The 13,521-nt window shown below is 40.9% G+C and carries 13 protein-coding genes; all 13 read right to left on the bottom strand.

Annotated features, from left to right (window positions below; translation table 11 throughout):
* Positions 1 to 3 precede the first annotated feature (3 nt).
* The 13 genes from fliI to topA all read right to left on the bottom strand — a co-directional run bounded on the left by fliI (position 4) and on the right by topA (position 13,425).
* The gene (gene fliI, locus V7L95_RS14730; RefSeq protein WP_008344803.1) at positions 4 to 1,320 is read right to left on the bottom strand and encodes a flagellar protein export ATPase FliI; all 1,317 of its coding nucleotides are present in this window, start codon (positions 1,318 to 1,320) and stop codon (positions 4 to 6) included.
* Complete coding sequence (gene fliH / locus V7L95_RS14725) at positions 1,317 to 2,081, bottom strand: flagellar assembly protein FliH (protein ID WP_017359090.1); 765 nt, start codon at positions 2,079 to 2,081, stop codon at positions 1,317 to 1,319. Before fliH ends, fliI begins: the two co-directional genes overlap by 4 nt.
* Positions 2,074 to 3,090: a flagellar motor switch protein FliG gene (gene fliG, locus V7L95_RS14720; protein WP_008344808.1), complete on the bottom strand. Its 1,017-nt coding sequence runs from the start codon at positions 3,088 to 3,090 to the stop codon at positions 2,074 to 2,076. Before fliG ends, fliH begins: the two co-directional genes overlap by 8 nt.
* An 11-nt stretch (positions 3,091 to 3,101) precedes the next feature.
* The gene (gene fliF, locus V7L95_RS14715; protein ID WP_017359091.1) at positions 3,102 to 4,694 is read right to left on the bottom strand and encodes a flagellar basal-body MS-ring/collar protein FliF; all 1,593 of its coding nucleotides are present in this window, start codon (positions 4,692 to 4,694) and stop codon (positions 3,102 to 3,104) included.
* A 50-nt stretch (positions 4,695 to 4,744) separates the two neighbouring features.
* Positions 4,745 to 5,062 carry a flagellar hook-basal body complex protein FliE gene (fliE, locus tag V7L95_RS14710; RefSeq protein ID WP_007499609.1) on the bottom strand — a complete coding sequence of 106 codons (318 nt, stop codon included), beginning with the start codon at positions 5,060 to 5,062 and terminating at the stop codon, positions 4,745 to 4,747.
* Between the two features lie 11 nt (positions 5,063 to 5,073).
* Entirely contained in the window at positions 5,074 to 5,526 is a 453-nt protein-coding gene (gene flgC, locus V7L95_RS14705) for a flagellar basal body rod protein FlgC (protein ID WP_007499610.1), read from the bottom strand.
* Complete coding sequence (flgB, locus tag V7L95_RS14700; RefSeq protein ID WP_017359092.1) at positions 5,526 to 5,915, bottom strand: flagellar basal body rod protein FlgB; 390 nt, start codon at positions 5,913 to 5,915, stop codon at positions 5,526 to 5,528. Before flgB ends, flgC begins: the two co-directional genes overlap by 1 nt.
* Before the next feature lie 288 nt (positions 5,916 to 6,203).
* On the bottom strand, positions 6,204 to 6,983 hold the full coding sequence (gene codY, locus V7L95_RS14695; RefSeq protein ID WP_007499612.1) for a GTP-sensing pleiotropic transcriptional regulator CodY: 780 nt from the start codon (positions 6,981 to 6,983) through the stop codon (positions 6,204 to 6,206).
* Positions 6,984 to 7,017: 34 nt separating this feature from the next.
* Positions 7,018 to 8,418, bottom strand: coding sequence for an HslU--HslV peptidase ATPase subunit (hslU, locus tag V7L95_RS14690; protein ID WP_008344818.1), 1,401 nt, complete (start codon positions 8,416 to 8,418; stop codon positions 7,018 to 7,020).
* Positions 8,419 to 8,434: 16 nt separating this feature from the next.
* Positions 8,435 to 8,980, bottom strand: coding sequence for an ATP-dependent protease subunit HslV (gene hslV, locus V7L95_RS14685; protein ID WP_007499614.1), 546 nt, complete (start codon positions 8,978 to 8,980; stop codon positions 8,435 to 8,437).
* Positions 8,981 to 8,994: 14 nt separating this feature from the next.
* Positions 8,995 to 9,912: a tyrosine recombinase XerC gene (gene xerC, locus V7L95_RS14680; RefSeq protein WP_007499616.1), complete on the bottom strand. Its 918-nt coding sequence runs from the start codon at positions 9,910 to 9,912 to the stop codon at positions 8,995 to 8,997.
* 62 nt (positions 9,913 to 9,974) lie between these two features.
* On the bottom strand, positions 9,975 to 11,279 hold the full coding sequence (gene trmFO / locus V7L95_RS14675) for an FADH(2)-oxidizing methylenetetrahydrofolate--tRNA-(uracil(54)-C(5))-methyltransferase TrmFO (protein WP_007499618.1): 1,305 nt from the start codon (positions 11,277 to 11,279) through the stop codon (positions 9,975 to 9,977).
* A 70-nt stretch (positions 11,280 to 11,349) separates the two neighbouring features.
* Complete coding sequence (gene topA / locus V7L95_RS14670) at positions 11,350 to 13,425, bottom strand: type I DNA topoisomerase (RefSeq protein WP_046526653.1); 2,076 nt, start codon at positions 13,423 to 13,425, stop codon at positions 11,350 to 11,352.
* Positions 13,426 to 13,521: the final 96 nt, after the last annotated feature.

Below are 13,521 nucleotides of genomic sequence, written 5' to 3'. Positions count from 1 at the left end.
TTGTCAATCCTCTCTATTCATCAAACTGAGCAATATCCTCACGCTGTCTTCAATCGATACAGCCTCTTCAACGTCCTGCTTCAAAAATGAAATCAGTTGTGGGTAAGCTTGCATAGCCTCATCAATATCTTTAGAGGAGCCTTTTTTATATGCTCCAATGTTAATGAGGTCTTCAGCGTTTTGATATGTGGATAAAAGCTGGCGGAACCGGTTAGCCGCTTCCTTATGATCATGACTTGCGATATTACTCATGACACGACTGATACTTTTCAGAATATTGACAGCTGGAAACTGTCCTTTGTTGGCCAATGCACGATCAAGTACTATGTGGCCATCTAAAATCCCCCGCACTGTATCAGCGATCGGCTCATTCATATCGTCACCATCAACAAGCACTGTGTAAAACGCTGTGATGGAACCAAGTTGATTTGTACCAGTTCGTTCTAGCAATTTTGGCAGTATAGCGAACACTGAAGGCGTATATCCTTTTGTTGTTGGCGGTTCACCGGTTGCAAGTCCTATTTCCCGCTGTGCCATGGCGACCCTTGTGACAGAATCCATCATAAACATGACATTTTTTCCTCTGTCTCTGAAATATTCGGCAATAGCTGTTGCTGTATAGGCTGCTTTTAATCTTGTCAGTGCGGGCTGATCTGAAGTTGCGACAACAACAATCGAACGCTTCAGTCCTTCAGCTCCTAAATCTTTTTCGATAAACTCGCGAACTTCACGTCCACGCTCTCCAACAAGTGCAATGACATTGAGATCCGCTTCTGTCTGCTTGGCAATCATCCCCATCAAGGTACTTTTACCAACACCGCTTCCCGCGAATATGCCAATTCTTTGACCAGTGCCGACTGTGAGCAAGCTGTCGATCACTCTGACACCAACGCCCATTTTTTCACGAATAGGCGGTCTGTCCATCGGGTTTGGAGGAGATTGTTCTGTTGAGACAGGTGCAAGTCCTTTAGGAAGCATGCTGCCGTCCAGTGGATCACCGAAGGCATCAACAACCTGCCCGATTAAACCAGTTCCTACTTTGACCTTTAACGACTCACCTGTTGCTTCAACAAGACTGCCTGGTGAGATGTTAGAGGCTTCTACATAGGGCATGAGCAGAATGTTTTCATCTTTAAAACCAACGACTTCTGCTTTGATCGGATGATTCTTACTCCCTTTTTTGTGAATAAGACATACATCACCGATTGAGCTTTCTGGCCCCTTGGACTCGATCATCAGTCCAACAACTCGATTGACTTTACCAAAACGTTTATAAGGATCGGCGGTTTCAATCGTTTCTTTTAGCACATCTATGTTCATTTGTGATCACCTGAATCAATGACTTCTAATAACTTTTCTTTTAACTGATTCATTTGGGTATCAACACTCGCTTCCACTTTTCCAAAGCTTGTTTCGACGTAACAAGTACCTTTTGGTGCTTTTTCATCCGAGTAAATGGCAAGATGTGTATTCTTTTGAAGGATTCTATTTAATTCGTCTTTATATTCCATCACATGTTCGTAATGTGCAGGGTCGACATAGATGGAAATATCGTCATATTCTTTCACTTCTGAAATGACCTGCTTCACTAGCGTTAAAAATTGTTCTTTTGTATCCTCAGCTGCATTCCATACTCGTTTAGCGAGCTCAAAGGCAAGTTCGACAATTTCTTCAGCAGAGCTTTCAATTTTTGCTTCATAGTCCTGCTTTGCAAGGCTGACAATGTCATTCGCTTGATCAAGAATCGATTGATACTGTAAAGTCGCATCTGCTTCGCCCTTTTGAAAACCATCTTGATATCCTGTTTGTTTCGCTTCTTCAATGAGCTGTACTCTTTCTGCTTCAAAATCAGCTCGCCGCTGATTGATTTCAGCCATTGTTTGTTCCAGCTCACGATTTGCTTGTTCTAAAATACGGCTTGCTTCATCTTGTGCATCACTTAATACAAGTTGAGATGCTTCTGTTTCGTTGACAAGCTCTTCTTCGTGATGTTCTCTTTTGAATTCCACTTGCTGCAAGGGAATGGTTTGACGGCCTTGTTCAGGAATAACAGATGTTTCATGTTTGATAATCCTAGACAATGATATCGTCTCCTCCACCTCGAGCTATGACGATTTCTCCAGCCTCTTCAAGTCGTCTTACGATGCTGACAATACGAGTCTGTGCTTCCTCGACATCTCTAAGCCGGACAGGTCCCATAAACTCCATTTCTTCTTTGAACGTTTCGACCATACGCTGCGACATGTTGCGGAAGACAATTTCTTTGACTTCTTCGCTTGCCACTTTGAGTGCAAGTAGTAAATCGTCATTTTCAACATCTCGAATCACGCGCTGAATGGCTCTGCTATCAAGAGTGACAATGTCTTCAAAGACAAACATACGTTTCTTAATTTCATCAGCAAGCTCAGGATCTTGAATTTCCAGTGTATCTAAAATGGTTTTCTCCGTTGCACGGTCTACACCATTCAGGACTTCGACTACCGCTTCGACTCCGCCCGTTTGGGTATAATCTTGCGTAAAGGTTGAAGAGAGCTTTTGTTCAAGAATACGTTCCACCTCATTGATGATCTCTGGAGATGTGCGGTCCATTAAAGCAATTCTTCTTGCAACCTCGGTTTGTACTTCCTCGCCTAACTCAGATAAAATCTGTCCAGCCTGTACTGGATCTAGGTAGGAAAGAATGAGCGCAATGGTTTGTGGATGCTCATGCTGGATAAAGTTTAAAATTTGCTCTGGGTCAGCCTTTCTAGCAAAATCAAATGGTTTCACTTGAAGTGAGGATGTTAAGCGATTTAAGATGCTGTCCGCTTTGTCCTCACCAAGCGCTTTTTCAAGCACTTGTCTTGCGTACATAAGGCCGCCTTGTGATATGTAGTCCTGCGCGATGGCAATGCTGTGAAATTCTTCGATGATCTCATCTTTTTTAGCAGTATCTACACTTCTTACATTTGAAATTTCTAATGTTAATTTTTCTATTTCGTCTTCAGACAGATGTTTGTATACAGATGCTGACACGTCTAGCCCTAAGGAAATCATTAGGATTGCTGCTTTTTGTCTGCCTGTTAGTCGATTTGGATCTTTTCTCGACATGTGTATTCCTCCTAATCCTCGGACAGCCAGCTGCGTAGCAATTTAGCAAAGTCTTCTGGTTTATCTTTTGCCATTTTTTCAAGCTGATTTTTTCTCACCATTTCTTCTGTTTCTGGCTCAGTATCGATATCAGGAACATGGATTGGTGTACGTTCATCAAACTCAAACTCTTCTTCCTCTTCTTTTCTTCGCTTACGTACGAGAAGAATGATGAGAGCGATAATGGCGAGTAGTAGCACACCGCCAACAATATAAACCCAAATCGGAATATTGTTTGAAGGGTTTTCTGCTGCCGTTTGCTGTTTACCGTCTAATTTTGATACAGATAAAACGATTTTGTTATCTAAGTCAGCTTGAGTGAGTGCTTGACCGTTTGTGTATTCTTTATCAATCGATGTACTGATGATGGTTGAAAGAATTTTTTTGATATCATCCTGCCTTTCAGCAGTTAATGAGTTCGGATCGTTTGCAGTAGGCGGTTCAACTAGTGCCTGAATGCCAACGTCTCTGATTTTATAAGGACTTTCTTTGATATCTTTATGAATGCGGTTGACTTCATAATTGATACGATCTTCGCTCTTTTCGTAATCTCCGCTTCCATTCGTTCCATCGGCACCTTGATAATTTGTGACATCATCGTCACCTGTTCCAGCGGTGCCTCCAGCTGCTGCGCCATTACCTGAATAAGTTTCAGCAATCTTTTCAGCGCTGACAGCAATTCCTTGCATGTTTTCTTGATCAACTGGTTCGACAAGATCTTCTTTTCTTTTTTCTTCAGTAAAATCAATGTCTGTAGTGACCGATACGGCAACTTTCTCTTGACCCATCATCGTTCCAAGCAGCTGTTGAATTTTTCGTTGAAGATTCTTTTCAATCTCCTCTTTTTTCTGCTGCTGTGCATCCATTCCACTTGCATAGGAATCTGAGCTGCTGTTTAAGTCATAGTAGTTGGAATCTTGGTCCATAATGACAATGTTTTCTGTTTTTAAATTCGGTACACTTTTTGAAATAAGATGATAAAGGCCTTTTACTTGTTGCTGAGTAAGCGTGTAGCCTGGTTGAACTTGCAGCACAATTGATGCTGATGCATTACTTTGCTCTTCTCCAACAAAAACGGAATCTTTTGGCAGGTTAATCATAACCTTTGAATCTTTAATCCCATCAATCGTGTTGATCAGATTGGATAGTTCTGTCTGAGTTGCGTCTACTTTCAGAACATCAAATTCATTATCTGTTAAACCGAAGCCGGAATTGTTCGCAAAGAAGGAGTAGTCAATATTCCCCGTTTTAGGAAGTCCTTCTGATGCGAGTGTGACTTTTAAAGTGTCTGCTTGCTTTTCTGGAACTAAAATCGTCGTTCCGTTATTTGCAAGTTCCGATTTAACGTTTTTGCCATCCAGTTCCTGTTTGATTTGTCCTGCTTCTGCCTCAGACAAATCTCTAAACAACGGAACCATTTTTTCAGAAGAAGCAAAGATGCTAACAACCGTAATAATGATTGCTAGGGCAGCTACGCCGCCAATCATGAGTATTTTTTGTAATTTTGATCGATTTCGCCAAAACTCAACTGTTTTTGTTCTTAATTGCATTAAAGTACGATTCATCTTAACCCCCGGTCATTCCATTCAGTCTATTTTTTGTCCACCAGCACCTCCTACATCTGCATTCTCATAATCTCTTGGTACGCTTCGACTGCTTTATTCCGAAACTCGGTTGCAGCTGTGAGTGTCACACTCGCTTTTTGTGAAGCAATCATGACTTCATCGAGATTGACATCTTTCCCTTGTGCGAGAGCATTCGTATACTGGTCTGATTTCAGCTGTGATTGATTTAATGCCTCAATGGAATTCTTCAGCACATCAGAGAAATTCGTTTGACTTTTAGGTGCAGCCGCCTGCACAGACGACGCATTCGTCAATTCACTTGCTTGCTGAGCGGTTTGAAGCTGGAAAGGAGATATTGCGTTAACCAATTCTTTTCACCTTACTTTCCTATTTCTAAAGCTTTCATCAGCATGCTTTTATTCGCATTCAGCGCAGTCACGTTTGCTTCATATGACCTTGAGCTGCTGATGAGATCAACCATTTCCTTTAATGGATCAACGTTTGGTGTTTGAACATATCCATTTTCATTGGCATCGGGATTTGTAGGATCATATTGAAGGTTGAATGGAGTTTCGTCTTCAGTAATTTTTGTTACTTTGACGCCGTTTCCTAATTTGCCGCTCGAATTCATGCTTGAGTTCAATATAGATGAAAATGATTCACCTGACGGCTGTAATGTGACGAGCTTGCGTCTATAAGGCTCCCACTTGCCATCAACCTGTTTAGCTCTTGTTGTATCCATATTCGCAAGGTTCGAGGATACAACGTCCATTCTGAGCCTCTGTGCTGTTAATGCTGAGGCCGAAGCGTTAACGCCTGAAAAAATTGACATCACTTACCTCCTGTCAAAACTGTTTTAAGAGAATTGAACTTTCCGCTCATTCTTTCAACCAACGCATTATACTGAATTTGGTTTTTAGCGAGTTCACTCATCTCTTGATCAATATCGACATTATTTCCGTTTTCTTGATAAGAAGTACGGTTACTCGAAACAACTGAATAATTAGACCCTGTTTTAGAAAAATCAATGTGACCTTGGTATGTTTTTTTAGCATCTAATTTGATTGACGCATCATTTAGCATGTCGTGGAATGCAACTTTTTTAGACTTGTAGTTCGGTGTGTCTATATTCGCGATATTATTGCTTATGACTTTTTGCTTAACATTCGCTCTGCCCAAGGCATTCTCAAGGTTGCTTATCGTTCCAGAAAATATATCCAAAACCATATACCTCCAATCATATGTATTTCATTCCATTTAATCATGTCGAGATTTGTAAAACCATATGTTCATTGTAAGAAATAATAGGATTAAAGTCTATGATGTAATTGTAAAAAAAACTCGTAATATATATCTATTTTACGAATAGGTATAAAGACCTAGATTCAAAGCACTACAGAATTGTAAGGGGTTTCTTGGAAAAAAGAGTGTCATTTTTCGGACAAATCCTCTTTTTTTATACAAAAAAACCCTTTTCAGCGTTTATTTCGGCCGAAAAGGGTTTTTTGATTAGTGAGATTTTAAATTTTCAAGTTCAATTAAAAATTTGTTGTTTAATACTTTGATGTATGTTCCCTTCATTCCAAGAGAACGAGATTCAATAACGCCTGCACTTTCTAATTTACGAAGTGCGTTTACGATCACTGAACGAGTGATTCCTACACGGTCAGCAATCTTGCTTGCCACAAGCAGCCCTTCGTTTCCATCAAGTTCTTCAAAGATATGCTCAATCGCTTCAAGCTCACTATATGAAAGAGAGCTGATCGCCATTTGAACAACCGCTTTACTTCTTGCTTCTTCTTCAATTTCTTCCGCTTTCTCGCGAAGAATCTCCATTCCAACAACTGTTGCGCCGTATTCAGCAAGAATTAAATCATCATCTGTGAATGTATCTTGCAAACGAGAAAGGATTAACGTCCCTAAGCGGTCTCCGCCTCCGATGATTGGCACAATCGTTGTCAAACCTGATTGGAATAAATCACGGTTCTCAATCGGGAAAGCTGTGTACTCACTGTTGATGTCAAGGTTTGAAGATGTTTCAGGGACATTGAATAAGCTTTTTGTATATTCTTCAGGGAACTGACGATCTTCCAGCATTTTTTTCATACGTGCATTTTCAATCTGCTGGTTAATGGAGTAGCCAAGAAGCTTCCCTCTTCTGCTTAATACGAAAATGTTTGAATCAATGACATCTCTCAGTGTTTCTGCCATTTCTTTAAAATTAACCGGTTTCCCCGCTGCATCTTGCAGCATCGAGTTAATAATCCTTGTTTTTTGTAGTAACGCCATAATAATGATCCTCCTAGATTACTTTATTCATTTGTTAAAGTATAAATTGACTTAAGTCTTTGTTATTTGCAATCTTTCCTAGCTTCTCTTCTACATACTGAGGGGTAATAGTCACTGTTTCCATTGTAATATCAGGCGCCTCAAATGAGAGCTCTTCTAGCAGCTTCTCAAGTATGGTGTGAAGCCTTCTTGCACCGATGTTATCCGTCTCCTGATTGACGTGATAAGCCACTTCGGCAATCTTATGAATAGCATCGTCAGAAAATTCAAGAGATATACCTTCTGTTTCAAGTAAAGCCTTATATTGCTTTAATAACGCGTTATCTGGTTCCGTTAAGATTTTCACAAAGTCTTCTATACTTAATTTATCTAATTCTACACGGATTGGGAAGCGCCCTTGAAGCTCTGGAATCAAATCCGAGGGTTTCGCCATATGAAAAGCGCCTGCTGCTACAAATAGAACATGATCTGTTTTCACAGCCCCATACTTCGTCATCACAGTGGAACCTTCTACAATCGGTAAAATATCACGTTGAACCCCTTCACGAGAAACATCTGCAGACGATGCACCACCGCTTTTGGCAATTTTATCGATTTCATCGATAAAGATGATTCCTTGCTGCTCTGCTTTTTGCACGGCTTCCTGACCGACTTCATCCATATCAATCAGTTTTGAAGCTTCCTCAGCAGTTAACGCTTTTCTCGCTTCTCTGACGGTCAGCTTTCTGCGTTTTTTCTTTTTAGGCATGAGATTGCTAAGCGCATCCTGCATGTTCATACCCATTTGCTCCATACCCGAGCCTTGAAGCATATCAAACATGGAAGGCTGCTGCTCTTCAACTTCAATCGTGACGTAATGGTCTTCAAGTTCACCCATCGCCAGCTGGTGCGCAATGCGTTTTCTCGTCGACTCAAGCTCTACTTCTTCACTTGAGTGATCTCGATCACTTTCATCAGCATCAGAACCACCAAACAGCATCTCAAAAGGATTTTTCACAGACTGACTTTTTTTCTTTCCAGGAACAAGTAGATGAACAAGCCGTTTGTTTGCTTGTTTTTCCGCTTCTTCTTGAACATCCTTCATTTTTTCTTCTTTGACTAGTCTGATTGCTGTTTCCACTAAATCTCTGACCATTGATTCTACGTCACGTCCGACATATCCAACTTCAGTAAACTTCGTCGCTTCCACTTTAATGAAAGGTGCACCAGAAATCCTTGCAATTCTGCGGGCAATTTCTGTTTTCCCCACACCTGTCGGACCAATCATTAAGATGTTTTTAGGAACGACTTCATCCTTTAGCTTATCATGTAAAAGACTTCTTCTGTAACGGTTTCTTAAAGCCACCGCCACTGCTTTTTTCGCATCAAGCTGACCAATAATGTACTGATCGAGCTTTTCAACTATCTCTCTTGGGGTGAACGGCTTTTTCTCCATACGTCTCATGTCCTTTCTATTCAAGCTCTTCTAAAGTGATTTGATCGTTCGTGTAGACACAGATTTCTCCGGCCGTTTCAAGAGCCGCCTTTGCAATCTCTCGAGCTGAGAGATGGTCACCTGCATGTTTTTTGAGTGCTCTCCCGGCGCTAAGCGCGTAGTTGCCGCCTGACCCGATAGCCAAAATGCCATCGTCTGGCTCGATGACCTCTCCTGTTCCAGATACGAGCAGGATGCTTTCTTTATTCATGACGATAAGCATGGCCTCAAGCTGTCTGAGCATCTTGTCACTTCGCCATTCTTTCGCCAGTTCTACAGCTGCTCGTTTTAGGTTACCACCGTATTCTTCAAGCTTCGTTTCAAACTTCTCAAAGAGTGTAAATGCATCTGCAACTGAACCAGCAAAACCTGCGAGTACTTTGCCTCCGAAAAGACGGCGCACTTTTTTTGCTGTGTGTTTCATGACGACAGCCTGCCCAAAAGTGACTTGACCGTCTCCAGCCATCGCACTTTTTCCTTTATGTTGAACGGCAAAGATTGTGGTTGCATGAAATGATGACATGAAAAAACCTCCTTTTAGGATCGTTTAAAAGCCCTTGGGTGATGAGACATGTACGTTTTTCTTAAAGAATCTTTTGATACATGCGTGTACACCTGTGTTGATGATAAATTTGAGTGACCGAGAAGTTCTTGAACACTTCTTAAATCCGCTCCCTCGTTTAAAAGATGCGTAGCAAAGGTGTGCCTTAACATGTGTGGATGGATATGTAATGTGCCAGACGCCTTTTTCATTAATTCAGTTAGAATGAATCGAACGCCTCTATCTGTAAGAGGAGCTCCGCGCTGATTCAAAAACACATGTGAATCAGCACGATCCTTTCCCTTCACTTTCAGCTTCTGCCTTCCATCCTCTAAATATGTGGAGAGCGCTTCATGTGCATAAGATCCGAAAGGTACATACCGCTGTTTGCTGCCTTTCCCATGTACAAGCACTGTATCCATCGATAAATCAAGATCAGATTCTTTTAATGAACATAACTCACTGACCCTCATACCTGTTGCATAAAGTAGTTCTAAAATGGCTTGATTTCTTTGACCAAGCGGTGTATTTACATCAGAAACTGTAAATAGCTCTTTTAGTTCCTCTTCATACAAAAATGAAGGAATTCGCTTATCCTGCTTTGGTAAGCTAACGAGTAAAAAAGGATTTTCTTTCACAAGCTGTTCTCTTAATAAAAATTTATAAAAGCTGCGAAGTGCAGAGACTTTCTTACTAATCGTTCTTCTTGTAAGGCCTTTTTCATAAGCTTCTGTTAAATAAATTCTCGTATCTTGATAGGATACCTCTTCAAAACCGTCTATTCCTTGAATGTTCATAAATCTGACAAACTCTTCAATCGCCTCAGTATAACCTGAGATCGTTAAAGCTGAATAGTTCTTTTCAATCTGCAAATATTCAATGAATAAGTGGACAAGACGCTGTTTATCTGTCATTTTTACACCTCTTTAAGGCTTTTAAATGGTATCACATATCTTGCTTTCCGTGCAATGTTTTACTACAGAGATTTCGAAATAGTTTGAATAGTTTCGATTGCGCGTTTAGCGTACTCTGCATAGCGCTCTTGTTTGTTTTTAATTCGAACGCCAAGATCTTTCAGCAATCCAAAGTTTGCATTCATCGGCTGGAAGCTTTTCTTGTTTGTTGATGTGATGTAGTAAGCCATACTGCCAATCGCTGTTTCTTCTGGAAGTGTCACAAGCTCTTCTCCTTTAACAAAACGAGCTGCATTGATTCCAGCCACTAGTCCTGAAGCCGCGGACTCAACATATCCTTCAACACCAGTCATTTGTCCGGCAAAGAATAAGTCATCTCTATTTTTAAATTGATACGTCGGTTTTAGAAGGCTTGGCGAGTTAATAAATGTATTACGGTGCATCACACCATAGCGAACAATCTCTGCCTCTTCAAGACCTGGAATCAAACGGAATACTTCCTTTTGATCGCCCCACTTTAGATGTGTTTGGAAACCAACAATATTATATAAAGTACCTGCTGCATCATCCTGTCTTAATTGAACAACAGCGTAAGGTCTTTTTCCTGTTTTTGGATCTTCAAGTCCAACTGGTTTCATCGGGCCAAAGAGCATGGTTTTTTTTCCTCTTTTGGCCATGACTTCAATGGGCATACAGCCTTCGAAGAAGATTTCTTTTTCGAACTCTTTTAACGGCACAGTTTCAGCAGAAATGAGCGCCTCATAAAAACGATCGAATTCTTCTTCTGTCATCGGACAGTTTAAATAAGCCGCTTCCCCTTTATCATAACGTGATTTCAAGTACACTTTATCCATATCGATGCTGTCTTTCTCGAGGATAGGCGCTGCTGCATCGTAGAAATATAAATACTCTTCACCTGTTAAAGATTTTAATTCTTTTGAAAGTGCTTCTGATGTAAGAGGACCCGTTGCGATAATCGTCGGACCTTCTGGAATGCTTTGCACTTCTTCTTGAAAGACCGTCACATTCGGGTGATTTTTCACGCGGTCTGTGACGTTAGCTGCAAATTCATGACGATCTACTGCAAGCGCTCCACCAGCAGGAACCGAGCTTTCATCTGCTGCTGCGATGATTGCTGAATCTAAATGACGCATTTCTTCCTTTAAAACACCGACTGCGTTCGTTAAAGCATTCGCACGCAATGAGTTACTGCATACGAGCTCCGCAAATTTATCTGTGTGGTGAGCTGGTGTTTGTTTGACAGGTCTCATTTCATACAGATGGACTTTAATTCCGCGCTTGGCAATTTGCCATGCCGCTTCACTTCCTGCTAAACCTGCTCCGATCACATTTACAAATTGACTCATTGTACAACTCTCCTATTTCGTAAGTTCTATTTGATGACATAAAAAAGCAGGTGAACAAGGCTGCTCACCGCTATTTTTGTTGTTCCTCTTTATAATCACAGTTCACACATTGAACTTGAATGCCTTTTTTCAGCTTTTTCTCTACAAGCATATTTTCGCATTTTGGACACTTTCTTTCAATTGGTTTGTCCCAAGAAACGAATTCACACTCTGGAAAACGATCGCAACCGTAAAAAATGCGGCGCTTCTTAGATTTCCGTTCAACGATATTTCCTTCGTGACAAGTCGGGCATTTGACACCAATATCTTTGACAATTGGTTTTGTGTTACGGCAGTCAGGGAAATTAGAGCATGCCATGAACTTACCGTATCTCCCCATTTTGTACACCATTGGATGACCACACTCTTCGCAATCAACTCCGGCGTATTCAGGCTCAATCTCAACTTCCTGCATCTCTGCTTCTGCTTTTTCTACCCGTTTTGCAAAATCTTGATAGAAACTGTCGATAATGCGTACCCATTCAATCGTACCTTCTTCAACGCTATCAAGTTCTTTTTCCATTTTCGCAGTAAATTCTACGTTAATGATTTCAGGGAAGAATTCAATAATTAAGTTGAGCACAATCTCTCCAAGCTCTGTTGGAATAAACCGTTTGTTATCAAGTGCCACGTAGCCGCGCTTTTGAATGGTATCTAATGTTGGTGCATACGTCGATGGGCGGCCGATACCTAGCTCTTCAAGGGTTTTGACAAGTCTTGCCTCAGTGTAACGTGGAGGCGGCTGCGTGAAGTGCTGCTCTGGTTCAATATCTTTTGAAAGAACGGTATCCCCCTCTTTCAGATCAGGAAGCATTTTGTCCTTTTCTTCTAACTGGTCGTCCTTCCCTTCAACATATACTTTCATAAATCCAGGGAATTTCACCTTACTTCCATTTGCACGGAAAGTAAGCCCGTTATTTTCAAGATCCACACTCATTGTATCAAGAACAGCTGGTGCCATTTGGCTTGCCACAAAACGTTCCCAAATCAATTTATAAAGACGAAGCTGATCTCTACTTAGCACGTGTTTGACATCTGCTGGTTTTCTTAGCGTAGAAGTCGGACGGATGGCTTCGTGAGCATCCTGTGCATTTTCGTTCTTTTTGGCAGTACGTTTTGTTGTATTCAAGAAATTCTTGCCGTACGTTTGATCAATGAAAGCAGATACTTCTTCAATTGCCGTATTGGAAATACGTGTTGAGTCCGTTCTCATATATGTAATGAGACCTACTGTACCTTCTTTACCAAGATCAATTCCTTCATATAATTGCTGTGCAATCATCATCGTTTTCTTCGCACGGAAGTTTAGTTTTCTCGCTGCCTCTTGTTGTAAGGTAGATGTTGTAAACGGAACAGCTGGGTTGCGTTTACGTTCTTTTTTCGTCACTTTTTCAACAGAAAACTTGCTTCCTTTTAATTTCGCAAGGATTTCTTTTACATCTTCTTTTGTTTTTAGCGGATGTTTTTTGCCATTTACGCCAAAGAAACTCGCTTCAAAACTTTCTTTCCCTTTTAGGAAGGTGCCATCAATTGTCCAGTATTCTTCTGGTTTGAATTCATTAATTTCATTCTCGCGGTCAATAATCAGGCGGAGTGCAACTGATTGAACACGACCGGCGCTTAAACCCTTTTTGACTTTCTTCCATAAAATCGGGCTGATTTTATATCCAACGAGACGATCTAAAATCCGTCTTGCCTGCTGCGCATCAACCAAGTCCATATCGATCATACGTGGATGTTTAAAGGAATCTTTAATTGCATCTTTTGTAATCTCGTTAAAGACAACGCGGCAATCTGAAGAGAGGTCAAGGTCAAGGCTGTGGGCTAAATGCCAAGCAATCGCTTCTCCCTCTCTGTCGGGGTCAGCTGCGAGATATACTTTTTTTGCTTTCTTCGCTGCTGTTTTTAATTCTTTTAAGACTGGACCTTTTCCTCGAATCGTAATATATCTCGGTTCGAAGTCATGCTCAGTGTCAACACCAAGCTGACTTTTCGGTAAATCCCTTACATGCCCCATTGAAGCCTTTACTTTATACTTTTTTCCTAAATAACGCTCAATCGTTTTCGCCTTTGCTGGCGACTCAACGATGACTAAATAATCAGCCATACTCAAAATCCCCCTTAAGAGGTGTTCTCTCTTTATCCATTTCACAAATTTATATTTATGTTAATTGCACCTATCTAACAGGCAATCGTTAAAAAT

The organism is Bacillus sp. PPSBB_11 (assembly GCF_038023285.1).
Taxonomy (GTDB): Bacteria; Bacillota; Bacilli; order Bacillales; family Bacillaceae; genus Bacillus; species Bacillus altitudinis.
The sequence above is the reverse complement of the archived record's forward strand: the minus strand, read 5'-3'. Positions and strand labels throughout refer to the sequence as shown.

Excerpts from the sequence above, each read along its gene's own strand:
- fliF (WP_017359091.1), bottom strand. The coding sequence starts at position 4,694 with ATGAATCGTACTTTAATGCAATTAAGAACAAAAACAGTTGAGTTTTGG.
- hslU (WP_008344818.1), bottom strand. The coding sequence starts at position 8,418 with ATGGAGAAAAAGCCGTTCACCCCAAGAGAGATAGTTGAAAAGCTCGAT.
- fliI (WP_008344803.1), bottom strand. The coding sequence starts at position 1,320 with ATGAACATAGATGTGCTAAAAGAAACGATTGAAACCGCCGATCCTTAT.
- topA (WP_046526653.1), bottom strand. The coding sequence starts at position 13,425 with ATGGCTGATTATTTAGTCATCGTTGAGTCGCCAGCAAAGGCGAAAACG.
- flgC (WP_007499610.1), bottom strand. The coding sequence starts at position 5,526 with ATGTCAATTTTTTCAGGCGTTAACGCTTCGGCCTCAGCATTAACAGCA.
- hslV (WP_007499614.1), bottom strand. The coding sequence starts at position 8,980 with ATGTCATCATTTCATGCAACCACAATCTTTGCCGTTCAACATAAAGGA.
- codY (WP_007499612.1), bottom strand. The coding sequence starts at position 6,983 with ATGGCGTTACTACAAAAAACAAGGATTATTAACTCGATGCTGCAAGAT.
- trmFO (WP_007499618.1), bottom strand. The coding sequence starts at position 11,279 with ATGAGTCAATTTGTAAATGTGATCGGAGCAGGTTTAGCAGGAAGTGAA.
- xerC (WP_007499616.1), bottom strand. The coding sequence starts at position 9,912 with ATGACAGATAAACAGCGTCTTGTCCACTTATTCATTGAATATTTGCAG.
- fliG (WP_008344808.1), bottom strand. The coding sequence starts at position 3,090 with ATGTCGAGAAAAGATCCAAATCGACTAACAGGCAGACAAAAAGCAGCA.